A 25,720-nucleotide genomic window follows, 5' to 3' on the forward strand; every position below is an offset into this window, starting at 1 on the left:
AGTGGAAATGAAAGTTCAAAAAATACAATGGATTGGGGTCTTATTTTTAAGTCTTATTTTTCCAAAATTACAAGCGCAAACCTCCGATGAGAAATTTCTTGAACCAATTGTCGAAACTATTAAAAAAATCGAAAAGATTTTTAATGTCACTATTGAGGACAAACGAAAATTATTGGAGGGTAAAGAATTGAATTATGCTGATTGGCGTATTCAACAAGGAAATTTAGAGATTTCTTTGACGAATCTATTGGCGCCTTTTGATTTGACTTTTTATAAAGAAGCCGATGGAAAATACATCATTAGAAAATTTGAATACCATAAAGTATCTACTGCCAAAGGTCAAGACAGGTTAGCTTATCTTACCACTTTGTATTCCAATGCAAAAGATTGGGAAGTACGTCGCGCCGAAATTAAAAAATGTATGTTTACTTCTTTGGGTTTAGACAAAGCGCCGCCAACACCCAAAAGTAAGCCAACACTCACTCCAAAAAGAAATTATGGAGATTATACCGTGGAGAACATTGGTTTAGAAATTCTTCCAGGGGTGTATGTAACGGGTTCTATTTATAAACCTTACCCTTTAAAAGGAAAACATCCTATCGTTATCACGCCAGACGGTCATTTTTTTGACGAAAGATATAGAAAAGATGAGCAATACCGTTGTGCAATGCTAGCCAAAATGGGAGCTATTGTGGTAGGATACGATTTATTTGCCTGGGGCGAATCAAAGTTACAGTTTCCTGTAGAAACACATCAAAACAGTATTGCTTCTACAGTTGAGGTACTTAGTGGGATTCGTCTTTTGGATTATTTATCAAGCCTTAAAGAAGCCGACCCAACTCGAGTAGGAGTGACAGGAGGATCAGGCGGAGGTTCACATACTATGTTTTTAGCCGCTTTGGATGATAGGGTAACTGTTTCGGCACCTGTAGTGATGGTTTCGTCTTATTTTTCAGGAGGTTGCCCTTGCGAGAGCGGTCGCGGATTGCATCTTTGTGCCAATGGAACTAATAATGCAGAAATAGCTTCTATTACTGCACCAAGACCACAATTAATCATTTCAGACGGAGAAGATTGGACCAAAGATGTTCCCGAAGTTGAATTTCCATTTATTCAACGAACGTATGGTTTTTACAATCAAAAAGGAGCAGTACAAAATGCTCATTTTCCAAAAGAAGGACATGATTATGGCGTGTCTAAAAGAATGGCTTTGTATCCTTTTATGGCGAAATACTTAGGATTAAATTTAGCTAAAGTAAAGAATGAAAAAGGAGAAATAGACGAATCTACTTGTGTAATGGAGCCCAAAGAGAAATTGTTAGTTTTTGGACCTCAAGGAGAAAAATTTCCGACTACTGCGTTAAAAGATATTGACAAATTATATGAAATGTTTGGCGAAAAAAACAATAAAGAATATGAAGTTAAGAAATAAATGGGCTTGTGTTTTAGGTCTATTTTTAGGCTTAAGTGTGCACAATACAATTGCGCAAAACGCACAAGAATTAAAGCTTTGGTATGATAAACCTGCAGCTATTTGGAACGAGGCATTACCTTTAGGAAATGGTCGTTTGGGTGCGATGGTTTTTGGAGACCCTGCTGTCGAAAGACTTCAATTAAATGAAGAAACGATTTGGGCGGGTTCGCCTAATAGCAATGCGCATTCCAAATCAATAAAAGCCTTACCTATTGTTAGGCAATTAATCTTTGATGGTAAATTTGATGAAGCGCAAGAGTTAGCGACACAAGATATCATGTCTCAAACCAATGATGGTATGCCGTACCAAACTTTTGGGAGTGTTTATATTTCGTTTCCAGGACATCAAAAATATACCAATTATTACAGAGATTTAAATATTGAGAATGCAACTGCTAAGGTAAAGTACACCGTAAATGGTGTAGAATTTGTTCGAGAAATTTTGAGCTCTTTTTCAGACCAAGTAATTGTGGTTAAACTGTCGGCTAGCCAGCCAGGTAATATTACTTGTAATGTATTCATGAACAGCCCAATCGATAAGACAGTTCCTGCTACGGAAGGAGAGCAAATTTTACTTTCGGGAGTTACCAGTAATTTTGAAGGACAAAAAGGAAAGGTGAAGTTTCAAGGGCGAATTCAAGCCAAAAATAAAGGTGGAGAACTTACGACAAGCAACGGAATTATTAGTATCAACAAAGCAGATGAGGTGGTACTCTATATCTCGATTGCAACAAATTTCAAGAACTATCAGGATATTTCGGGCGATGAAATAGAGAAAAGCAAATCCTATTTGAACCAAGCACTTACGAAAGATTTTGAAACTATTAAAAAATCACATATAGCTGATTATCAAAAATATTTTAATAGAGTTCGATTGGATTTAGGTTCAAATGAATTGGTAAAAAAACCAACTAATGAACGAATTCGTGATTTTTCAAAACAGTTCGACCCACAGTTAGCCAGTTTGTATTTTCAATTTGGACGTTACCTACTAATTTCGAGTTCACAACCAGGCGGACAACCTGCTAATTTACAGGGAATTTGGAATGATATGGTGAGTCCGCCTTGGGATAGTAAATACACGACCAATATCAATGCAGAAATGAATTATTGGCCTGCCGAAGTCACTAATCTTTCGGAAATGCACGAGCCTTTTATTCAAATGGCTAAGGAACTAAGCATTACAGGACAAGAAACAGCTAAGAAGATGTATGGTGCTAATGGTTGGGTTTTGCATCATAATACCGATATTTGGAGAGTAACAGCTCCAGTAGATTATGCCGCTTCAGGAATGTGGCCAACAGGAGGAGCCTGGGTTTGCCAAGATTTATGGGAGCGTTATTTGTACACAGGCGACAAAAATTTCTTAAAAGAAATTTATCCAATAATGAAAGGCGCGGCTGATTTCTTCCTAGATTTTATGGTTATGGATCCTAATTCCGGTTATTTAGTAGTGGTGCCTTCTGTTTCTCCTGAGAATACTCACGCTGGCGGTACAGGAAAAGCCACAATTGCTTCGGGTACAACAATGGACAATCAGTTAGTGTTTGATTTATTTACGCATGTTGTGGAAGCTTCAAAATTAGTTGCGCCTGATGAAAATTATACTAAAAAAATTCTTCAAGCCTTGGCTAAAATGCCTCCAATGAAAATTGGAAAACACAGTCAGTTACAAGAATGGCAAGACGATTGGGACAACCCAGAAGACAAACACAGACATGTTTCACATTTGTATGGTTTGTTTCCAAGTAACCAAATTACACCTATCAAAACACCTGACTTATTTGAAGCGGCTAAAAATTCTTTAATCTATAGAGGAGATGAATCAACAGGTTGGTCTATGGGTTGGAAAGTGTGTTTGTGGTCCCGTTTGTTAGATGGTAATCATGCCTATAAGTTATTACAAGATCAAATGCACTTAGTCACAGCCGACCAGAAAAAAGGAGGTGGAACGTATCCTAATATGTTGGATGCACATCAACCGTTTCAAATTGATGGAAACTTTGGTTGTACTGCAGGAATTGCTGAAATGCTAATGCAAAGTCATGAAGGCGCCATTCATTTATTACCAGCCTTACCAGATGTATGGAAAGATGGGTATATAAAAGGCTTGGTTGCAAGAGGTGGATATGAAATTGATATGATTTGGAAAAACAATAAAGTGACTAGTTTGAAAATTCATGCTAAAATGGATGGCAATTGCAGGTTGCGTTTAGAAAATAATTTGGTTGCCAATGCTGCGTTTAAAATTAGCAAGGCAAAAGGTAAAAACCCAAACACTTTATTTATGGATGTAGTGGTTAAACAACCAATTGTGTCTGATAAGGCAGCACTTAAAAAGCCTAAATTAGCCAAATACAATGAATATGATGTAGCCATGAAGGCAGGTCATACCTATTTGTTTTCTGCAAACTAATTATATAAGGAAAGATGTCGCAAAAAATCAATTTTAAAATCATAGGAATAGTAGTCTTACTTGCTATTCTTACTACTAATTGTAAGTCCTCTGCATCATTTGGTAAAGGAGATTCAGTTCTCGTGTTGAAACAAGATCAGTTCAAGCATTATGTTGATTATTTCAATACAATGGAAGATGAAAATATAAAAGAAGCCATCCCAAATGATAGTGCTTGGGTATGGATGAAAAATGCGATTCCATTTTTTGAATGCCCACAACAGAATTTTGAGGAAATCTATTATTACCGTTGGTGGTCGGCTCGAAAACACATCAAAAAAACGCCTCAAGGTTATGCTATTTCAGAGTTCATGGTACAACGTTCTTATGCTGATAAATACAATATGATTAGTAGTGCTTTAGGACACCACATTAGTGAATTTAAATGGTTGCGTGACTCTAAGTATTTACAACAAAATATTCGATTATGGTATAGAGGTCAGGAGGGAAAACCCATGAAGAAACTAAGGAATTTCAGTAGTTGGAATGCAAGCGCATTATATAATGCTTACTTAGTCAATAAAGACCATCTATTTTTATTAGATATTTTTCCAGATTTGGTTCAAGAATACGCTGCTTGGGAAGGAGATAGAAGACGAAAAGACGGTTTGTTTTGGCAATTTGATGTGAAAGACGGCATGGAGGAGTCTTTAAGTGGAGCACGAAAATTCAGAAATGCACGCCCTACAATTAATAGTTATATGTTTGGGAATGCTCAAGCTTTGTCTAAAATAGCGGGATTGAAAGGCGATGCTCAATTAGAAAGTTATTTCAAACACAAATCTGATACATTGCAACAGTTAGTACAAACCAAGTTATGGAATACAGAAGATGCTTTTTTTGAAACTTTAACAGAAAAAGATACTATTGCCAAGGTAAGAGAAGCGATTGGGTTCATTCCTTGGTATTTCAACCTTCCACAAAAAGAGGGAGGGTTTGAAAAAGCGTGGGAACAGTTAAAAGACGAAAAAGGATTCTCAGCTCCTTTTGGTTTAACCACTGCTGAAAGAAGAAGTCCACGTTTTAGAACTCATGGTACAGGTACTTGCGAATGGGATGGCGCTATTTGGCCTTTCGCTACTTCTCAAACCTTGACTGCTATGGCCAATGTGTTGAATAATTATACTCAAAGTTATGTCGGTAAAGCCGACTATTTTAAACAACTTAGTTTATATGTTGAATCGCATTATTACAGAGGTAAGCCTTATATTGGGGAATATTTAGACGAAACAACGGGCTATTGGTTGATGGGAGATAGAGAAAGGAGTCGTTATTACAATCATTCAACATTTAATGATTTAGTAATTTCAGGGCTTGTGGGTTTACGACCTAGAGTAGACGAAGTCATCGAAGTTAATCCATTAATTCCTCAAGATAAATGGGATTGGTTTTGTTTGGATGGAGTGCTATATCATGGTAATGTGATTACAATTATTTGGGACAAAATAGGAACAAAATACCACAGAGGAAAGGGGTTTAGACTATTTAAAAATGGAAAAGAAATTGCTTTTTCAGAAAAATTGGAACAAATAATTTCAAAATAAGTTAGTGTTATGAGAAATTTTATTAGCAAAATAATTGGGGTCTTTGTATTGTTTTTTTCGTTAGCTGCTGTTGCTCAAAACGGAATAAGCATTAGCCAATTGCAAACAGAAATGTTGACAAATCCAGAAGGGATTGATGTAAAACAACCTCGTTTTAGCTGGGTGTTACAATCAAAGTTAAATCAGATTAAACAAATAGCATATCAAATTACAGTAGCTTCTTCTTTAGAAAAACTTAATACAAACACGCCTGATTTATGGGATAGTGGTAAGGTAGTAAGTGATGAATCTGTCAATGTAATCTATAGTGGAAAAAAAATGAATAATAGGCAAGAAGCCTTTTGGAAAGTAAGAATATGGACTAATAAAGGAGAAGCAGTTGCCACTGACATTGCTCATTTTAGTATGGGAATACTAACTTATGCCGATTGGAAATCCACTCGATGGATTGGTTATGATAAGATTTCGCAAGAAGACAGCATTTCCCAGTTTTCAAGATTATCAGCTCGATATTTGAGAAAATCTTTTGATGTTAAAAGACAACTTAAAACAGCAAAAGTATATATCATGGGCTTGGGCTTGTATGAGTTGTATGTTAATGGAAATAAGATAGGAAATCAGGTCTTGGCTCCTGTTCCAACCGATTATACTAAAAACGTGAAGTACAATGTTTTTGATGTGACTTCGCAATTAAAAGAAGGCAAAAATGCTCTTGGGACTATTTTAGGGAACGGTCGCTTTTTCAATATGCGACAAGATTATAAACCCTATAAAATCAAAACATTTGGGATGCCTAAAATGGCATTACAACTTGTCTTAGAATATACTGATGGGAGTAATGAAATTATTCGAACGGATGATTCTTGGAAACTGACAAATCAAGGGCCTATCGTTTCAAATAATGAATATGATGGAGAGGAATATGATGCACGAAAAGAATTGCAAGGATGGAGTACTTCTAAATTTGATGATTCAGCTTGGACAACTGCACATTATGTTCAAGAACCAGGTGGGTTTTATGAGGCACAAATGACTCCTAATATGAATGTTATGGCTGAAGTGAATCCTATTTCCATTCAACCAACTACAACTGGGTCTTATATTTTAGATATGGGGCAAAATATGGTAGGATGGTTACAAATTAGGGTAAAAGGGAATGCTGGAGACAAAATAACGCTTCGTTTTGCTGAATCTTTAAAATCGGATGGGACACTTTATAGAGATAATTTGAGAGATGCTAAATCAACAGATACTTATATTCTTAAAGGTCAAAGAGAGGAAGTTTGGGAACCTAAATTTGTATATCATGGATTTCGATTTGTTGAGCTTTCAGGATTTAACTCAAAACCGAGTTTGGAGGATTTTAAAGGGAAAATGGTGTATGATGACATAAAAACAGTGGGGAGTTTTGAGAGTTCAGATGCTACCTTAAATCATATCTTTAAAAATGCTTTTTGGGGAATTAGCGGAAATTATAAAGGAATGCCTGTTGATTGTCCCCAACGTAATGAGCGTCAACCGTGGTTAGGAGATAGAACTACAGGGGCATATGGGGAAAGTTTTTTATTTGATAATCAAACCCTATATGCTAAATGGTTAGAAGATATAAAAAATGCGCAAACGCCTGATGGAGCAATTCCAGATGTTGCTCCAGCTTATTTTAGATATTATGGAGATAATGTAACTTGGCCAGGAACTTATATTACGGTTGCTGATATGTTGTACCAGCAATATGCCGATAAAAAAGTAATTGAAAAACATTATTCATCAATGAAAAAGTGGATAGTGTATATGGAATCCAATTATTTGGTCAATGATTTAATAACTAAAGATACATACGGAGATTGGTGTGTGCCACCAGAATCATTAGAATTAATTCATTCAAAAGATCCAGCTCGAACAACCAATGGCGAATTGATAGCGAGTGCTTATTATTATCATTTGTTACAAATCATGAAAAAGTTTGCAACACTTACGGAGCAGTCTAATTCTGATGTATTGTATTATGAAAACTTAGCGCAAAGGATTAAATTGGCATTCAATGCTAAATTTTTTAACCCAAAAAACAACCAATACGCTAACAATACTGTAACTGCCAATTTACTTCCATTAGCATTTGGAATGGTGTCTAATCAGTTTGAAGATAAAGTTTTTCAAAACATTGTACATGAAATTGAGGTTACTAATAAAGGGCATATTAGTACAGGGGTCATTGGAACTCAGTTTTTAATGCGAACATTATCTGCATTTGGAAGACCTGATTTATCCTATCAATTGGCATCCAATACCACTTACCCAAGTTGGGGATATATGACTAAAAATGGAGCCACTACCATTTGGGAGTTATGGAATGGAAATACTGCTGACCCTAAAATGAATTCTCAGAATCACGTGATGTTGTTAGGTGATTTGTTGATTTGGTACTATGAGAATATCGCTGGTATTAAGAGTAGTAGTAAGTCGGTTGGATTTAAAGAAATTATAATGAATCCCGATTTTGTTGAAGGATTAAGTTATGTGAAAGCTTCTTATGAGTCTATATATGGAGTTATTAAGAGTAGTTGGAAAAAAACTAAAGGGAAATTGCATTGGGAAGTTACTGTTCCTGCTAATACATCAGCTCAAGTATACCTACCAACAACTGTTGTTTCAAAGGTGAAATTGAATAATCAGGGTTTAGGCAATGAACATTCTTTTATCATTGAAAAAAATAAGCTTGTGTTGAATTTGTCATCAGGAACATATACTATAGATGTAGTGCCTTAATTTTTGTAAGCTCAGGATAGTACAGGATACATTCAAGCCAAGTAAATCCTAACTTTCCAACAATAAATAGAGCTGAAAACAACCAATTGGCTTAGAATGAATTAAATAATTAAATCGTAATGAAAATAGTAAAAATAGCAGTAGTATTTCTTTGTGTACTGTTTTTATATAGTTGCAAAACTGCTTTAAATAAAAAAACTTGGAAGGAAGGGATATTGGTAGATGAGTTTATTTATGAAAAAGCACCTTATCCTTCCTGTCATGCTTCAACAATTGTTGAGGCTTCTAACGGCGATTTGGTAGCATCATGGTTTGGAGGAACTGCTGAGAGAAATCCAGATGTGACGATTTGGGTAAGCCGAAAACAAAAAAATAGCGACACCTGGACAGAAGCCATTCAAGTAGCAGATGGAGTGATGAATGCGACATTGCGTTACCCAACTTGGAATCCTGTTTTGTACCAAATTCCGGGAGGCGATTTAATGTTGTTTTATAAAATAGGTCCAAAACCATCAGAATGGTGGGGTATGTTTATGACATCTTCAGACAATGGGAAAACGTGGTCTAAACCAAGTACGATGCCTAAAGATTTTTTAGGACCTATTAAGAATAAACCTGTTTTATTAAGTAATGGGACTCTATTATGTCCTTCGAGTATCGAAGGAGATGGATGGAGATTGCGAATGGAATCGACACCTGATTTTGGTAAAACATGGCAAATGAGCGACACATTATCAAGAGGAAAAGATAAAATTAATGCTATTCAGCCTAGTATTCTTTTTCATGAGGGAGGAAAAATACAAGCGATTGCACGAACTAGAAACAGAGCTTTAGCTTCCACTTGGTCAAATGATAATGGGCTAACATGGTCTGATTTAAAATTGTTAGAGTTGCCCAATAATAATTCAGGAACAGATGCCGTAACTTTAAAAAGTGGAACTCATTTGTTAGTGTATAATCATGTTTTACCCCCTGGGGATTTAGCAAAAGGACCAAGAACTCCTCTAAATTTATCGGTTTCTAAGGATGGAATTCATTGGAATGCGGCTTTAATTTTAGAAGATTCAAAAATTAGCCAATATTCGTATCCGTCTATAATCCAAAGTTCAGATGGAATGGTTCATGTGGTGTACACTTGGCGTAGAGAACGTATAAAGTATGTTAAAATTGATCCTTCAAAATTAGTGGCTTTGCCAATAAAAAAAGGAATTTGGCCTGGGAATAAAAATAAAACAACGGTTTCAACAGTTAACCAAGAGGAATAATAATGATAGCAATAAATTCAATAAAAAGAGATTGTATGAGGGGTGCATTTCTTGTCATTGTACTATTTTTTTTCGGCATGGGCCAAAGTGTTGTAAAGGCAGCAGAAGTAAAACCAAAAGTCAAATATAGAATTGCGGTTTGTGATTGGATGATTCTAAAAAGACAAAAATTAGGTGCTTTCTCTTTAGCCAAAGAACTTAATGCCGATGGAATTGAATTGGATATGGGGAGCCTGGGGCCAAGAGAAACATTTGATAGTAAATTAGGGGATCCTGTTGAAAGACAAAAATTTTTAGACAAGTCCAAAGAACTAGGAGTTGGTATTAGTTCTATAGCAATGTCGGGTTTTTATGCTCAGTCTTTTGCTACGAGGGAAACAGTAACTAAAATGATACAAGATTGTGTTGATACGATGGACAAAATGAATGTGAAAATAGCATTTTTGCCATTGGGAACACAATGTGATTTAGTTAAAAATCCAGAGTTACGTCCTACTATTATTAAAAAATTACAATGGGCAGGAAAACAGGTTGGAAAAATAGGAGGAGTTATTGCAATAGAGACTTCGCTAGATGCTACCCAAGAAAAACAACTTTTGGAAGAGATAGGGTCTAAGTATATTAAAAGTTCTTTCAATTTTGCCAATGCAATTGAAAATGGGAGAGACATTTGTGAAGAAATTAAAATATTAGGTAAAAAGTATTTAGCTCAAATTCATGCATCCAACACAGATAAAGTATGGCTAGAAAAAGATACGGCTATTGATATGCCTAAAGTTAAAGCTACTTTAGACGCGATGCATTGGAAAGGGTGGTTGATTATTGAGCGTTCTAGAGATGTCGCTATAGTGAGAGATGTTAAGGCTAATTATGGTGCTAATGTAGCCTATCTTAAGAAAATTTTTCAGAATAAATAAAGTAAAATGAGATATATTGGACTATTTATTTTAGGTCTTTATGCTAATTTTTTGACAGCACAAAACATTACCATTGTGTGTGATTCAAAGTCGCCTAGAATTCAGTTTGGAGCAAAAAAAGTTGAAGAGACTTTATTAGAAAAAGGGTATCAGGTATCTTTTGTTGAAGATATTGCTAAAAATACAAAAGAAGAAATTATAATTATCGGAGAGAAAGGAACTCCGATTTGGAAACAAAACACGAAACGATTTTCGATTAACGATGGTCAGTTAAATCAAAAAGAAGCTTTTCAGATTAGCACTCAAAAAAAAGCCATTTTAATCGAAGGTGCAGATGCGACGGGTACTTTATATGGCGCTATGGAATTGGCTGACCGAATTAAAACATCGGGAAAAATCCCTTGGGGGATCAATTTTCACGATAGTCCAGAAATGGTGCTGAGAGGAAGTTGTATCGGACTTCAAAAAACGACCTATTTACCAGGGCGAGATGTTTACGAATACCCTTATACTCCAGAAACGTTTCCTTGGTTTTATGATAAAAAATTATGGAAAGAGTATCTTGATATGATGGTGTCTAATCGATTGAATTCTCTTTACTTATGGAACGGACATCCCTTTGCTTCTTTGGTCAAATTAAAAGAATATCCTTTTGCGGTAGAAGTAGATGATGAAACATTTAAAAAGAATGAAGAAATTTATAAGTTCATCACCGATGAAGCGAATAAAAGAGGGATTTGGGTAATTCAAATGTTTTATAATATTATTGTTTCAAAACCTTTTGCAGAACATTACAATATAAAAACGCAAGATCGTCAACGTTCGATTACTCCAGAAATAGCAGACTACACTAAAAAATCGATTGCTGCATTTATTGCAAAATATCCTAATGTAGGCTTGTTAGTTACTTTAGGAGAAGCAATCAATACTGTAGATGATGATGTTGAATGGTTTACTAAGACCATTATTCCTGGGGTTAAAGATGGTTTACAAACAATTGGTAGAACTGATGAACCACCTATTATTTTAAGAGCTCATGATACTGACGCGCCATTGGTGATGAGTAAGTCACTTCCATTGTATAAGAATTTGTATACCATGCATAAATACAATGGGGAGTCGTTAACCACTTATGAACCTAGAGGTCCTTGGTCAGAAATCCATAAAAAGTTGAGTTCGTTAGGTTCTATTCACATTTCTAACGTTCATATTTTGGCTAATCTGGAACCTTTTCGATATGGCTCTCCTGATTTTATACAAAAGAGTGTTCAAGCCATGCACACTGTTCATGGTGCTAATGCCTTGCATTTATACCCACAATCGTCCTACTGGGATTGGCCATATACCGCTGATAAAACAGAGAAACGATTGTTAGAAATGGAACGTGATTGGATTTGGTACAAGGCGTGGTCACGATATGCATGGTCGAGTAAAAGAAATAGAGTAGAGGAAATTGATTTTTGGAGCCAACAATTAGCGGATAAGTTTGGAGTTGATTCCATGGAAGGAAAAAATATTCTTAAAGCTTATGAAGAAACAGGGGAGATTGCACCAAAAACGCTAAGGAAATTTGGTATCACCGAAGGGAATCGACAAACATTATTATTAGGAATGTTTGAAAGTCAGCTAGTGAACCCTGCAAAATGGCGAGTATATCCAGGATTTCATGAATCGTGTGGTCCTTTAGGTGAATTGCTTTTAGAATATGCTAAAAAGGAATGGAATCATCAGGAACATATTGGAGAAACCCCTCTTCAAATTATCACTGAAATTACGCAACATGGTAAGTTAGCCAGAGAAGCAATTGATGAGGTGACTTCTAAAATAACAAAAGATAAAGAAGAATTTCTTCGCCTCAAAAATGATATTTACTGCTATGATGCATTTGCTAATTTTTTCTCAGAAAAGGTAAAAGCGGCAATGTTAATCCTGCGTTATAGTTATTCTAATGATATTAAAGATTTGAATGAGGCGCTACCGCATTTAGAGAAAAGTATCATTTTTTATCAAGAGTTGGTTAATTTAACTCAGGATAGTTATTGGTATGCTAATAGTATGCAAACGGCACAGCGAAGAATACCAATTGGAGGCGATGATGGTTTCAATAAAACGTGGAAAGAATTATTGCCTCACTACGAGCGTGAATTGGCTAATTTTAAAAGAAACTTAGTTTTGTTGCAATCAGCAAAGGAAGGGAAAATTGTACCAAAAGAAGTTAAGGCATGGAAACCAGTCGAAGTGAATTTATTTAGCGAAAACACAGGAAGGTATGTAGTTAAAAATGCAACACAAGTGTATGCTACCCCTGCATCGGAAATTGTGAAATTAGCTCCTGAATTAGTGAATTTAAAAGGAATTGCATTTGACGAAACTATTCAAAACGAAAAGGGGACACAACTTAAATTTAAAACGGATAAAGCGGTAAAATTGATTGTAGGGTATTTTAACACCGATCAAAAACGCTTTTTGTTACCACCTAATTTAGAAACAGATGCTTCGGGTAATTCTAACGGTCAAGCTGAGGTAATTTTAGCCAATGCAATTAATTTGAAAGAATTGCCCAGGGTAAATATTCATACATACACGTTTCCAGTAGGAGAGCATGAGCTTAAGTTAGGAAAAGGAAAAGTATTGCTTCTGGGATTTATCGATGCGAATCAAGCGATTAGTCCAAGGGACGTTGGTTTTATTGGCGCCGAAGATAAAGGAGCGATTGATTGGTTATTTTATTAAAATGAAAAAAGTAGGCTACATATTCGGTGTATTGTTATCGACTTGTTTTGCTTTGGCGCAGAGCAATGGAGCCTTGACGAAATTTCGTAAAGAGATTTCGTTAAATTCAGGTTGGGAAACGGTTTTAAAAGAAACCTCAAATCAAGAAGAAGCCCAATTAAAAATAGAAGGTAATTGGAAAAAAGTAGACGTACCTCACAACTGGGATCAGTACTACGGTTATCGCCGAGCTAAACATGGAAATTTGCATGGTACATCTTGGTATCGTAGAAGTATAGAAGTTGCTGAAAGCGATAAAGGAAAACGGTTGTTTCTTTATTTTGAGGGAGTGGGTTCCTATGCAACCGTTTGGTTAAATGGGAAAAAAATAGGAAGTCACAAAGGAGGCCGAACCACATTTACAATTGATATTACGGATGTTGTTGCATTCAATCAAAAAAATGAATTATTAGTTAAGGCCGAACATCCTGCCTTTATCGCTGATTTACCTTGGGTTTGTGGTGGATGTTCTGGCGAATGGGGGTTTTCTGAGGGCTCACAGCCTATGGGTATTTTTAGGCCTGTCACTTTGGTTATTACAAATGATGTAAGAGTTGAACCTTTTGGTGTTCATGTGTGGAATGATCAATCAACTTCTCGAGAAAAAGCCTTGCTTCACACTGCAACAACGATTAAAAATTATGACAATTCAGATAAAAGCCTAACAGTTGAAACTCTTGTTTTAGATAAAAACGGAATTAAAGTTGGCGCTGTACACAATTCAATACAATTAAGCCCTGGAGAGACTAAGGAATTAGCACAACTGCTTCCTGATATTTTGAATCCGCAACTGTGGTCGCCTACTAATCCCTATTTATATCAAATTGTAACCACAGTATTTGAAGAGGGTAAAAAAGTAGATCAAATTACCACTCCTTATGGAATTCGTTGGGTGAGTTGGCCAATCAATAGCAAAGAAAATAAAGGTCGGTTTTTGATTAATGACGAACCATTTTTTATTAATGGGACATGCGAATATGAGCATATAATAGGGAACAGTCATTCGTTTTCAAATCAACAAATTAAAGCGAGAATAGACCAGATTAAACAAGCTGGTTTTAACGCTTTTAGAGAAGCACATCAACCTCATAATTTGTTGTACCAAGAAGAATTGGATCGAGAAGGAATTTTATTTTGGAGCCAGTTTTCTGCACATATTTGGTATGATACCCCTGAATTCAAAGAAAATTTTAAAACACTTTTGAGAGAGTGGATAAAAGAGCGTAGAAATAGTCCATCGGTTGTTTTATGGGGCTTACAAAATGAAAGTACGATTCCGAAAGATTTTGCGGCAGAATGTACTCAGATTATTAGAGAAATGGATCCTTCTTCGGCTTCGCAGCGATTGGTAACGACTTGTAATGGAGGAGAAGGAACCGATTGGAATGTGGTTCAAAATTGGTCAGGAACCTATGGAGGAAACCCTTTTAACTATGGAACTGAGTTGAGTAGCCAACTTCTAAATGGCGAATATGGTGCTTGGCGTTCAGCTGATTTACACTCTGAAGGAGAATTTGACCAAAAAGGAATACTTAGTGAGAATCGTTTTTCACAATTAATGGAAATAAAAATTCGGGAAGCAGAATCGGTAAAAGATAAAGTGGCAGGACAATTCAATTGGTTGTTTTCGTCACACGAAAATCCAGGGCGCATTCAAGATGGCGAAGGATTTAGGGATATTGACAAAGTAGGACCTGTAAATTACAAAGGTCTTTTTACCGTTTGGGGAGAGCCATTAGATGCGTATTATATGTATCGAGCCAATTATGCATCGAATACAAAAAGTCCAATGGTTTACATTGTTTCTCATTCTTGGCCAAATCGATGGGAAATACCTGGAATTAAAAGTGGGATTGATGTTTATTCCAATTGTGATGAGGTCGAATTATTTAATGACGTCAATCAAAGTTCGTTGGGCAGAATTAAAAATCCAGGTTTAGGAAAACATTTTCAGTGGAACAATATTGCTGTAAATTATAATGTTTTGTATGCCGTTGGCTATGTAAATGGTCAGGCTGTAGCCAAAGATTATATAGTGTTGCCGTCGCTTCCTAAAGCGCCTAATTATGACTTGTTAGATAAAGATTCTGACGAAGTTATTCAACCCAAAAAAGGATACAATTATCTATATAGAGTCAATTGTGGTGGTCCCGAATTGAAAGATCATTTAGGGAATAAATGGCTGGCTGATACTCATAAAAGTTCAGAAAATGATTGGGGGTCTTTGTCGTGGACAGATGGTTTTAAAAACCTTCCAGATTATTACGCAAGTCAGCGTACCTCATATGATCCTATAAAAAAGACCAAAGAGGATCTTTTATTTCAAACGGTTCGATATGGTACTAGTCAATTGAAATATGAATTTCCAGTACCAAATGGAAAGTATTTGGTGGAATTGTATTTTACAGAACCTTGGTATGGTACAGGAGGAGGGTCGAATTGCAAGGGCTGGCGTACATTTGATATCGCAATTAATAACCAAACGGTACTCAAAGATTTTGATATTTGGAACGAATCAGGCCATGATACTGCTTTAAAGAAAGCATTTTGGGTAACAGCTAAGAATGGAAAAATTAGTATTCATTTCCCAAAAGTGAGCGCTGGACAAGCAATAATTTCAGCAATTGCTATTGCTACCCTAAACAAAAGAATATCGGTTAGTCAAAATGCTCCAAGAAATATTCAAAAATTAAGTGTACATTCTCATACCCAAAACGATGGTAAAATTGGAACTTGGTTGGATTTGTATTCAAAACAATACTCAGATTCGGAAGTTGCTTTTACCCAGTTACCGTCAGAATTATTTACTGCCGATTACATTCAATTTTCAGAAAAATATAGAGAGAAAGTTTCAGGCTCTTTCATTTCTAAAGAAGAGGCTAATGTCTATGTTTTATTAGATAACAAAACAGCAACCCATTTGGATTGGCTGTCTAATTACAAAAAAATAGAGGAGACTGCTAAGAACAGTTTAGGAACAGTATTTTCTATTTATTCAAAAAAAGTAAAAAAAGGAGAACAAGTATTTTTTGGAGAAAATTCTGAAAATAGTGCAATGTATTCGATAGTTGTTGTACCTACTTATGTCATGGGAAATGTTAATGATTCGCGTCCAAATGTTCTTCTCGAGGCAGAAAATGCTAAAGTGACAGGGGAAGGTATAGTAAAAGGAAATTTTAAGAAAAGTGATTATTTAGAGTTTACTCAAACTACTTCTAATAGTATTCAGTTTGAAGTAAAACCAGGAGTTGCGGGTATTTATTTGATGCGTTTTAAATATATGAATTTAACGGATAAATCAATAAAATTGAACTTAAAAATGGAGGATGCCAATGGGATTATTCTAAAAAATGATAGCATTGAGTTTTCACCTGCTGCAGATAAGTGGAAAATAGTAAATACGACTTCTGGAGGTTATATTAATGCTGGAACGTATACAATTAGTTTGGAATCTAATGAAATGAAAGGATTACGATTGGATTCTTTTGAGTTCCAATAATAATTCTCAATAAAGTAAAAAATGAAAGTAGTAAAATCAATCTTTGTAGTTTTTCTTTTGTTGTGTACAACAATTGGATTTTCTCAAAAGAATACAGGGCGAATAGTTTCGGATTTTAACACCAATTGGCAATTCAAATTAGGCGATTATCCTGAGGCATTGGCTTCAAGTTTTAATAGTTCAGATTGGAGAAAATTGCAACTGCCTCACGATTGGAGTATCGAAGGAGAATTTAGCAGTAAACATCCTACCAAGGCTTCTCAAGGTGCTTTGCCTGCGGGTAAAGGTTGGTATCGTAAAACATTTTCACTTCCATCGCAATGGACAGATAAATCGATTCTAATCGAATTTGACGGCGTATTTAAAAATAGCGAAGTATGGATCAACGGTCATTTTTTAGGCAAACGACCAAATGGTTATATTTCGTTTAGTTACGATTTGTCAAAATATTTGAATTTTGGAAAACAATCCAATATCATTGCAGTTAAAGTGGATAATGATGCGCAGCCCAATTCTCGGTGGTACACAGGATCAGGGATATATAGAAACGTGCGTTTAGTGGTTCAAAATAAATTGCATGTGGCGCAATGGGGAACTTATATAACCACTCCAAAAGTATCTCAAGATAAAGCTTCGGTGCATTTTCAAACCACTATAAATAATGAATTGCCTATTTCAAAACAAATTAAAGTAGTAACCACTATTGTTGATGCTAATCGTGTTCCTCAAACAAAAGCGACAAGTATTCAAACGATAAAAGCCAATTCGGTTTTGGAATACCAACAAAATTTAGTGTTAAAGCAACCTCGACTTTGGTCGGTTAATTCTCCGTATTTGTACAAGGTTGTAACGCAAGTTTATAATCAATCTCGATTGGTTGATAATTATGAAACCCCTCTTGGAGTTCGCTATTTTAATTTTGATGCTGAGAAAGGATTTTCATTGAATGGAGTGCCAACTAAAATTTTAGGGGTTTGTTTGCATCATGATAATGGTGCTTTGGGAGCGGTAGAAAATAAACATGCGGTAAAGAGAAAGCTTAGATTGTTAAAAAACATGGGAGCTAATGCGATCAGAATGGCACATAATCCACCGTCATTAGAGTTATTACAATTGTGTGACGAAATGGGGTTTATTGTTCAAGATGAAGCTTTTGATGTTTGGAAAAAGAAAAAAGTAGCCAATGATTATCACAAAGATTGGGATGCATGGCATAAAAAAGATTTAGAAGATTTTATAAAAAGAGATCGCAATCATCCTTCTATTATGATGTGGAGTATTGGAAACGAAATTAGAGAGCAATTTGATAGCACCGGAATTAGTATTACTAAAGAATTGGCTCAAATTGTAAAATCGTTAGACACGACTAGACCAGTAACAAGCGCTTTGACAGAAAATGTGCCAGAGAAGAATTTTATTTATCAATCAAAGGCTTTGGACCTTTTGGGATTCAATTATAAGCATAGTGATTATAAAGATTTTCCTAACCGATTTAAAGGGCAAAAAATCATTGCTTCCGAAAGTGTTTCAGCGATTGCAACACGCGGGCATTATGATCAACCTTCAGATGTATTAAAAGCTTGGCCCGTGGCTTACAACCAACCTTTTGATGGAAATAAAGATTTTACAGCTTCGGCTTATGATCAAACCTATGCTTATTGGGGAGCAACTCACGAAGCCACTTGGAAAACCATCAAAAAACAAGATTTCATGTCAGGTTTATTTGTTTGGACAGGTTTTGATTATCTAGGAGAACCAGACCCTTATACCTATCCTGCTCGCAGTTCTTATTTTGGAATTATTGATTTGGCAGGCTTGCCAAAGGATGTGTATTATATGTATCAAAGTGAATGGACTACTCAACCGGTTTTACATATTTTTCCACATTGGAACTGGCAACAAGGACAAGAGGTAGATATTTGGGCTTATTATAACCAAGCCGATGAAGTAGAGCTGTTTTTAAATGGCAAATCTATGGGCAAAAAATCGAAGCAGGAAGACGATTTACATGTTTTTTGGCGATTACAATTTGAACCAGGAGTTTTGAAAGCCGTTTCCAGAAAAAATGGAAAAGTAGTTTTAGAAAAAGAAATACATACTGCAGGTAAGGCAGCTACATTAGAATTAATTTCGGATAAGAAAGTTATAAAGAAAGATGGATATGATTTGACTTACATAACAGTATCAGCCAAAGATATGGATGGAAACCTAGTGCCAGATGCCAATCATTTGATTCAATTTGAAATCAGTGGCGGTGGAAAAATAGTTGGAGTAGACAATGGGTATCAGGCTAATTTAGATTCTTTTAAGGCTAGTTCGTGTACGTTGTATAATGGTAAATGTATTGTTATTGTACAATCGAATACTAAGAAAGAAACAATTAAATTAACCGCTTCATCAGAGAAAGGAATTCAAACCTCCGCAATAGAAATAAAAGTAGAGTAAATAAAATAGATAAAGAATACCAATAATTAAACAATGATAAAGATGAATTATTCAAGAACAATCAATACTTTTTTTAAAGTGAGCCTTACGCTTGTTTTGTTTGTAACAAGTAGTAAAGCAATTTCTCAAACAAATGGAGATAATAAGGTAATTATTTCTAAACAACTCAAATGGTCAGAGCGAATGGCTTTATCAATAATGCATCGTCATCCCGAAGCCTATATGATTGATGATGCGAAACAACCGCATTGGGATTATGTTCATGGACTAGTTTTGACTTCATTGGAAGAATTAAATAAACAAAAGAAAGACGCGAAGTATTTTGACTATATCAAGAAATATGCAGATGATTTGATTGATAAAGATGGAAATATTGCTACTTATAAAGAAGAAGCTTACAACATTGACATGATTGTGGCAGGACGAATTTTGTTCAATTTGTATGCTACAACAAAAGACAATCGCTATTTAGTGGCAATGCAAACTCTGAGAAAACAACTTGATAACCAACCTAGAACTGCAAGTGGAGGCTTTTGGCACAAGAAAATTTATCCAAACCAAATGTGGTTAGACGGATTGTATATGGGAGAACCCTTTTATGCTCAATATACTGTCGCTTACGAAAATGGAGCAAAATTAGATGACATTGCTAAACAATTTGAATTGATTCAATTGCACGCTACAGATAAAAAAACGGGTCTGCTATATCATGCCTGGGACGAAATTAAACAAATGCCTTGGGCTAATAAAGAAACAGGAAATTCACCTAATTTCTGGTCAAGATCGATTGGTTGGTACATGATGGCATTAGTGGATGTTTTAGATTATTTCCCCAAAAACCATCCTAAACAAAAAGAATTGGCGGCCTATCTAAATAATATTGCAACTAGTTTGGTGAAATTTCAAGATCCATCAGGAATTTGGTACCAAGTAACAGACAAAGGTGGTGCACCAGGAAATTATCTAGAATCATCTGGAACTTCTATGTTTGCTTACGCTATGGCAAAAGGAGCGAATAAAGGGTATTTGCCTAAAAAATTCAAAACAATTGCAGCTAAAGCATTCGACGGATTGACATCAAAATTAATCAAAGTAGATCCAAATGGCGCCATTACTATTACCAATGCTTGTGCTGTGGCAGGACTTGGAGGTACGCCTTATAGAGATGGTTCGTATGAATACTACATTAACGAAAGAAAAAAAGATAATGATCCTAAAGCAACAGGCCCATTTATCTTAGCCGCTTTAGAACTTAATAAATAACAAATACAAAAGATGTTTTCATTACAAAATAAAAAGGCAGTAATAACTGGAGGAGGTAGCGGAATAGGTCAAGCAATCGCGACCTTATTTGCAAAACAAGGAGCCGAAGTACATATCATTGATTTGACTATAGAAAGTGCTCAAGAAACATTAGACAAAATACAAAAAGAAGGAGGAATCGCCTATTCACATTCTTGTAATGTTGCCAATCAAAAAGAAGTTGTAGCTACATTTGAAAAAATAGGCAATATTCATATCCTAGTTAATAATGCTGGTATTGCTCATGTGGGAAAGGTGGATACCACTACTGAACTAGATTTTGATAAGGTGGTCGATGTGAATGTGAAAGGAGTATACAATTGCTTATTTGCAGCCATTCCACAATTTCGAAAATCGAATGGAGGTGTTATTGTCAATATGGCCTCTATTGCTGCTTGGGTGGGATTATCAGATCGTTTTGCTTATTCTATGGCCAAAGGAGCTGTGATGGCAATGACTCTATCAGTGGCCAAAGATTATATTAAAGAAAACATTCGTTGTAATTCTATTTCACCTGCAAGGGTACATACTCCTTTTGTGGATGGTTTTATTGCTAAAAATTATCCAGGAAACGAAGCCGAAATGTTTCAAAAATTATCACAATCACAACCGATAGGACGAATGGGTAAACCAGAAGAAATTGCTACACTAGCGTTGTACCTATGTAGTGAAGAAGCAGGTTTTATCACAGGGACAGATTATCCTATAGATGGTGGGTTTATCACATTAAATAGTTAAATAATAAATTACTAAATACAATATACAAATGAAATTAATACGTTTTGGAGCTGCTGGAAAAGAGAAGCCAGGAGTTTTAGTAGGAGAAAAAAGATATGATGTTTCATCAATTGTTTCAGATTATAATGAAGCTTTTTTTGAAGAAAATGGTTTGGAAAAGTTACACAAAGCGTTGGAGTCAAATCTTTCTTTGCCTGAAGTTGATGCACAAGTGCGTTTAGGGTCGCCAGTAGCAAGACCTTCAAAAATAATCTGTATTGGACTTAATTACGTTGACCATTGTAAAGAAACCAATGCGCCGATACCAGAAGAACCGATTATTTTTTTCAAATCGACTACCGCTTTGTGTGGGCCAAATGATGACTTGATTATTCCTAAAAACAGTGAAAAAACAGACTGGGAAATTGAATTGGCTTTTGTTATGGGTAAAAAAGCAAGTTATGTAGAAGAAGCTGATGCTTTAGAGTATGTAGCAGGTTATTGTTTGCATAATGATTATAGTGAGAGAGCTTTTCAATTAGAACGTGGTGGACAGTGGGCAAAAGGGAAAGGTTCTGATACTTTTGCACCTCTTGGACCATTTTTGGCTACTAAAGATGAAATTAAAGACGTGGATAATTTGTCTATGTGGTTAACTGTAAATGGAAAAACATTCCAAAATAGTAATACTTCTAATTTGGTATTTAAAATTCCGTTTTTAGTTCATTATTTGAGTCAGTTTATGACCTTGTTGCCAGGTGACGTAATTAGTACAGGAACGCCTCCTGGAGTAGGTTTAGGAATTAAACCAGAGCCAGTCTATATAAAAGCAGGAGATGTAATTGAATTAGGAATGGAAGGATTAGGCTCAAGCAAACAAGTTGCTAAAGCTTATATTAAATAAGAAAATAACAAACATAAAATGAAATATATTGTTTGTGAGAAACCTCATGAGTTCTTGTTAAAAGAGAAACTTATGCCTGTCCGAAAAGAAGGTGAAGTACTATTGAAGATAAAAAAAATAGGAGTTTGTGGAACCGATATTCATGCTTACGGGGGGACACAGCCGTATTTTGAATATCCTAGAATTTTAGGTCACGAGTTAGCCGCAGAATACATAGAAGGAGATGTTGAAGGATTTAAAATAGGAGATAAAGTAACTTTTATACCCTATTTTCATTGTGGTCAATGTGTGGCTTGTAGAAATGGTTTAACCAATTGTTGTGCCAATATCAAAGTCTTTGGAGTTCATATCGATGGTGGAATGGCCCAATATGTTACCGTTCCTCAGCACTATTTACTACATGGTCAAGGACTGGATTATGATGAATTGGCTCTGGTTGAGCCATTAGCCATTGCTGCTCATGGTGTTAGAAGAGCTGATGTTAAATCCAGTGATACGGTTTTAGTTATGGGGGCAGGTCCTATAGGGATAGGTCTTATTCAATTTGCTAAAATTGCAGGAGCAAGAGTGATTGTAATGGATATAAATGATTATCGATTGGGTTTCTGTAAAAAAGAACTTCAAGCTGACGAAACCATTAATCCATTAAATGAGGATGTGTCTACTAGGTTGAAAAAAATTACTAATGGCGATATGCCAACCGTAGTTATTGATGCAACAGGAAATCGCAATGTGATGAATGACGCATTCAATTATATGGCCCATGGAGGACGATTTGTATTGGTTGGACTCCAAAAAGGAGAGTTGGCTTTTAGTCATCCTGAATTTCACAAGAGAGAATCTACTCTTATGAGTAGTAGGAATGCAACAATTCAAGATTTTGAATACGTTATGAAGTGTTTAAAAGAAGGTAAAATCGACCCTAAAAAATACATCACACACAGGGCTAATTTTACAGAAATGATTGCTGAATTTGAAAAATGGATTGATCCAAAAAATAACGTCATCAAAGCGATGATTGAATTGGATTAAATAACAGAACATAATATGGATTTAAAATTAAAAGGAAAAATTGTAGTAGTATCTGGATCGGCAGGCAAGGCAGGAAGTATTGGAGAGTCTATCGTGAATCGATTGGCAGATGAAGGAGCAATCCCTGTTTTGGTCGATAGAAATAGTAGAGGATTTGACTATGTTGAGGCACTTCAAAAAAAGGGAGTTGATTCTTTGTTTGTCCAAACAGATGTAACTGATCCAGTTCAAATGGAAAATGCAGTACAAAAAATTGCAGAAAAGTACGGAAAGATTGACGCTGTCATTAATAATGTAGGAGTCAATGACGGAGCAGGTTTAGAATCAAGTTACGAGGACTTTATGAATTCCTTGAAGCTGAATGTTGTGAGTTATTTTTTATTGGTAAAATATGCGCTTCCTTACCTTAAAAAGTCAAAAGGTAATATTTTAAATATAGGTTCTAAAGTTGCTTTAACTGGGCAAGGAGGGACTTCGGGTTATGCTGCTGCAAAAGGAGGAGTTTTAGGGCTTACAAGAGAATGGGCAGTAGATTTAATTCAATTTGGAATCCGTTCAAATGCTATTATCATAGCAGAAAGTTTGACGCCAGCGTATCATGATTGGTTAAATACGCTTCCAGATGGTGATGTAGTGTTGAAAAAGATTAACAAAAGTATACCGTTTGAATCAAGAATGACAAGCCCTGATGAGATTGCTGATACGGCACTTTTTATAATTTCAGAGCGTTCCTCTCATACTACGGGTCAGTTTGTCTTTGTAGATGGAGGGTATGTCCATTTGGATCGTGCTCTAATTAATGATGTAGACTAAGTATAGCCATATGAACAGAATCGACGCTCATCAACATTTTTGGATTTTTGACCCAATTAGAGACAATTGGATTGATGATACAATGAAGTCAATTCAAAAAAATTTTTTGCCTGAGGATTTAAATCCGTTACTTGTTGAAAATAACTTTTCAGCTTGTGTTGCTGTTCAGGCAAGTCAAACAGAAGAAGAAACCAACTTTCTGTTAGATTTAGCCGCTAAAAACGAATTTATAAAAGGAGTAGTGGGTTGGGTAGATTTGTTGAATGATACTATTGTAGAACGATTAGATCATTATTCAAAATTCGATAAATTAAAAGGATTTAGACACGTTGTGCAAGGAGAGCCTGATGATTTCATGTTCAGAAATGATTTTCGAAACGGAATCAAAGCGCTAAAACAATTTAATTTTACGTATGACATTCTGATTTTTCATCGTCAATTGCCCGCGGCTATTGATTTAGTAAATACGTTTTCTACTCAAGCATTTGTGTTGGATCATATCGCTAAACCAGATATTAAGTCCGCCGAAAAACGTTCTTGGGAAAAAGGGATTAAGGAATTAGCCAAAGCAGACAATGTAATGTGTAAAATTTCAGGAATGGTCACTGAGGCTGATTGGAATTCATGGAAAGCAGACGATATAAAACCGTATCTCGATATCATTTTTGAAAATTTCACTACCAATAAATTAATGTTTGGGTCTGATTGGCCAGTTTGTAATTTGGCGGCAAGCTACTCACAGGTAGTAGGGGTATTAGAATCTTATATTACTCAATTACCAGCACATGATCAACATCAAATTTGGTATGAAAATGCTAAAACCTTTTATAACCTTAAGGTTTAAAATTAATAATCTAAAATAGAAAAAAATACATGTCAATACATACAGAAAATCAAGTTGTAAAAGGAATTATACCACCAATGGTAACTCCTTTATTGCCAGATAATGTTTCACTAGACATCAATGGAGTCAAAAAATTAGTAGAGCACCTTATCGCAGGCGGAGTCCATGGTATTTTTATACTTGGAACCACAGGCGAATCTACAAGTTTAAGTTATGCCACTAGGAGACAATTAATTATTGAAACGTGTACAGTAGTAAACAATAGAGTGCCTGTTTTTGTAGGGATAACAGATACGGCTATTGAAGAAAGTGTTCAATTGGCTGATGTGGCCAAAGCGAGTGGAGCAGCAGCTGTCGTAGCGGCACCACCTTATTATTATGGTTTGGGACAAGAAGAATTGTTTAAGTATTATTGGAAATTAGCCGATCAATTGAGTTTGCCATTATTCTTATATAATATGCCTTCCCATACTAAAATCAATATTGATGCTAAAACAGTAGTTCGATTATCAGAGCATGATAATATTATTGGTTTAAAAGATAGTTCTGCAAATGCCGTTTATTTTCAGTCATTAATCCATCTGTTGAAATCAAAACCTCAGTTTAGTTTACTGGTAGGTCCTGAAGAAATTACGGCGGAAATTGTTTTGATGGGAGGCCATGGTGGTGTAAATGGAGGAGCAAATATGTTTCCTAAACTGTATGTCGAGTTGTACAATGCAGCGTCAGCAAGAGATTTTGATCGTATAGCTGTATTACAACACCTAGTAATGGAAATAAGTACCAAGATATATACTTTAGGATCTTACGGATCGAGTTATTTGAAGGGAGTTAAAGGTGCTTTGTCTGCTTTAGGTATTATTGAATCCAACTTAGCCATGCCTTTTAATACTTTTGAAGAAAAAGAGATGCTACAGGTTATTACTAATGTCAAAAGTATTCAAGAGTCAATACAAAAAGTGGTATAAAAA

The 25,720-nt window shown here is 35.6% G+C and carries 16 protein-coding genes; all 16 read left to right on the forward strand.

Annotated elements, in window-relative coordinates:
* The first annotated feature begins 7 nt into the window (after nucleotides 1-7).
* Nucleotides 8-1,432, forward strand: coding sequence for an acetylxylan esterase (locus Q0L65_RS12075; protein WP_296686710.1), 1,425 nt, complete (start codon nucleotides 8-10; stop codon nucleotides 1,430-1,432).
* Nucleotides 1,416-3,890, forward strand: a complete 2,475-nt coding sequence (locus tag Q0L65_RS12080; RefSeq protein ID WP_296686713.1) for a glycoside hydrolase family 95 protein — start codon at nucleotides 1,416-1,418, stop codon at nucleotides 3,888-3,890. Before Q0L65_RS12075 ends, Q0L65_RS12080 begins: the two co-directional genes overlap by 17 nt.
* A 14-nt stretch (nucleotides 3,891-3,904) precedes the next feature.
* The gene (locus Q0L65_RS12085; protein WP_296686716.1) at nucleotides 3,905-5,473 is read left to right on the forward strand and encodes a glycosyl hydrolase family 65 protein; all 1,569 of its coding nucleotides are present in this window, start codon (nucleotides 3,905-3,907) and stop codon (nucleotides 5,471-5,473) included.
* 9 nt (nucleotides 5,474-5,482) lie between these two features.
* Entirely contained in the window at nucleotides 5,483-8,239 is a 2,757-nt protein-coding gene (locus Q0L65_RS12090; RefSeq protein ID WP_296686719.1) for a glycoside hydrolase family 78 protein, read from the forward strand.
* A 119-nt stretch (nucleotides 8,240-8,358) separates the two neighbouring features.
* Entirely contained in the window at nucleotides 8,359-9,504 is a 1,146-nt protein-coding gene (locus tag Q0L65_RS12095) for a sialidase family protein (RefSeq protein ID WP_296686722.1), read from the forward strand.
* A 35-nt stretch (nucleotides 9,505-9,539) separates the two neighbouring features.
* Entirely contained in the window at nucleotides 9,540-10,421 is an 882-nt protein-coding gene (locus tag Q0L65_RS12100; protein ID WP_296686725.1) for a TIM barrel protein, read from the forward strand.
* Nucleotides 10,422-10,427: 6 nt separating this feature from the next.
* Nucleotides 10,428-13,154 carry a glycoside hydrolase family 20 zincin-like fold domain-containing protein gene (locus Q0L65_RS12105; protein WP_296686727.1) on the forward strand — a complete coding sequence of 909 codons (2,727 nt, stop codon included), beginning with the start codon at nucleotides 10,428-10,430 and terminating at the stop codon, nucleotides 13,152-13,154.
* A 1-nt stretch (nucleotide 13,155) separates the two neighbouring features.
* Nucleotides 13,156-16,692 carry a malectin domain-containing carbohydrate-binding protein gene (locus Q0L65_RS12110; protein ID WP_296686732.1) on the forward strand — a complete coding sequence of 1,179 codons (3,537 nt, stop codon included), beginning with the start codon at nucleotides 13,156-13,158 and terminating at the stop codon, nucleotides 16,690-16,692.
* 21 nt (nucleotides 16,693-16,713) lie between these two features.
* On the forward strand, nucleotides 16,714-19,137 hold the full coding sequence (locus Q0L65_RS12115) for a sugar-binding domain-containing protein (RefSeq protein WP_296686735.1): 2,424 nt from the start codon (nucleotides 16,714-16,716) through the stop codon (nucleotides 19,135-19,137).
* Nucleotides 19,138-19,170: 33 nt separating this feature from the next.
* The gene (locus tag Q0L65_RS12120) at nucleotides 19,171-20,400 is read left to right on the forward strand and encodes a glycoside hydrolase family 88 protein (RefSeq protein ID WP_296686739.1); all 1,230 of its coding nucleotides are present in this window, start codon (nucleotides 19,171-19,173) and stop codon (nucleotides 20,398-20,400) included.
* Nucleotides 20,401-20,412: 12 nt separating this feature from the next.
* Nucleotides 20,413-21,177: an SDR family oxidoreductase gene (locus Q0L65_RS12125; protein WP_296686741.1), complete on the forward strand. Its 765-nt coding sequence runs from the start codon at nucleotides 20,413-20,415 to the stop codon at nucleotides 21,175-21,177.
* 28 nt (nucleotides 21,178-21,205) lie between these two features.
* Nucleotides 21,206-22,060, forward strand: a complete 855-nt coding sequence (locus Q0L65_RS12130) for a fumarylacetoacetate hydrolase family protein (RefSeq protein ID WP_296686744.1) — start codon at nucleotides 21,206-21,208, stop codon at nucleotides 22,058-22,060.
* Nucleotides 22,061-22,078: 18 nt separating this feature from the next.
* Complete coding sequence (locus Q0L65_RS12135) at nucleotides 22,079-23,092, forward strand: zinc-binding alcohol dehydrogenase family protein (RefSeq protein WP_296686746.1); 1,014 nt, start codon at nucleotides 22,079-22,081, stop codon at nucleotides 23,090-23,092.
* Nucleotides 23,093-23,107: 15 nt separating this feature from the next.
* Complete coding sequence (locus Q0L65_RS12140; protein ID WP_296686747.1) at nucleotides 23,108-23,905, forward strand: SDR family oxidoreductase; 798 nt, start codon at nucleotides 23,108-23,110, stop codon at nucleotides 23,903-23,905.
* A 10-nt stretch (nucleotides 23,906-23,915) separates the two neighbouring features.
* Complete coding sequence (locus Q0L65_RS12145) at nucleotides 23,916-24,749, forward strand: amidohydrolase family protein (protein WP_296686749.1); 834 nt, start codon at nucleotides 23,916-23,918, stop codon at nucleotides 24,747-24,749.
* A gap of 29 nt (nucleotides 24,750-24,778) precedes the next feature.
* The gene (locus Q0L65_RS12150) at nucleotides 24,779-25,717 is read left to right on the forward strand and encodes a dihydrodipicolinate synthase family protein (RefSeq protein WP_296686751.1); all 939 of its coding nucleotides are present in this window, start codon (nucleotides 24,779-24,781) and stop codon (nucleotides 25,715-25,717) included.
* Nucleotides 25,718-25,720: the final 3 nt, after the last annotated feature.

Source organism: Flavobacterium sp. (genome assembly GCF_024642105.1).
Taxonomy (GTDB): domain Bacteria; phylum Bacteroidota; class Bacteroidia; order Flavobacteriales; family Flavobacteriaceae; genus Flavobacterium.

Coding starts and splice junctions, on each gene's coding strand:
- Q0L65_RS12075 (WP_296686710.1), top strand. CDS start 8: ATGAAAGTTCAAAAAATACAATGGATTGGGGTCTTATTTTTAAGTCTT.
- Q0L65_RS12080 (WP_296686713.1), top strand. CDS start 1,416: ATGAAGTTAAGAAATAAATGGGCTTGTGTTTTAGGTCTATTTTTAGGC.
- Q0L65_RS12085 (WP_296686716.1), top strand. CDS start 3,905: ATGTCGCAAAAAATCAATTTTAAAATCATAGGAATAGTAGTCTTACTT.
- Q0L65_RS12090 (WP_296686719.1), top strand. CDS start 5,483: ATGAGAAATTTTATTAGCAAAATAATTGGGGTCTTTGTATTGTTTTTT.
- Q0L65_RS12095 (WP_296686722.1), top strand. CDS start 8,359: ATGAAAATAGTAAAAATAGCAGTAGTATTTCTTTGTGTACTGTTTTTA.
- Q0L65_RS12100 (WP_296686725.1), top strand. CDS start 9,540: ATGAGGGGTGCATTTCTTGTCATTGTACTATTTTTTTTCGGCATGGGC.
- Q0L65_RS12105 (WP_296686727.1), top strand. CDS start 10,428: ATGAGATATATTGGACTATTTATTTTAGGTCTTTATGCTAATTTTTTG.
- Q0L65_RS12110 (WP_296686732.1), top strand. CDS start 13,156: ATGAAAAAAGTAGGCTACATATTCGGTGTATTGTTATCGACTTGTTTT.
- Q0L65_RS12115 (WP_296686735.1), top strand. CDS start 16,714: ATGAAAGTAGTAAAATCAATCTTTGTAGTTTTTCTTTTGTTGTGTACA.
- Q0L65_RS12120 (WP_296686739.1), top strand. CDS start 19,171: ATGATAAAGATGAATTATTCAAGAACAATCAATACTTTTTTTAAAGTG.
- Q0L65_RS12125 (WP_296686741.1), top strand. CDS start 20,413: ATGTTTTCATTACAAAATAAAAAGGCAGTAATAACTGGAGGAGGTAGC.
- Q0L65_RS12130 (WP_296686744.1), top strand. CDS start 21,206: ATGAAATTAATACGTTTTGGAGCTGCTGGAAAAGAGAAGCCAGGAGTT.
- Q0L65_RS12135 (WP_296686746.1), top strand. CDS start 22,079: ATGAAATATATTGTTTGTGAGAAACCTCATGAGTTCTTGTTAAAAGAG.
- Q0L65_RS12140 (WP_296686747.1), top strand. CDS start 23,108: ATGGATTTAAAATTAAAAGGAAAAATTGTAGTAGTATCTGGATCGGCA.
- Q0L65_RS12145 (WP_296686749.1), top strand. CDS start 23,916: ATGAACAGAATCGACGCTCATCAACATTTTTGGATTTTTGACCCAATT.
- Q0L65_RS12150 (WP_296686751.1), top strand. CDS start 24,779: ATGTCAATACATACAGAAAATCAAGTTGTAAAAGGAATTATACCACCA.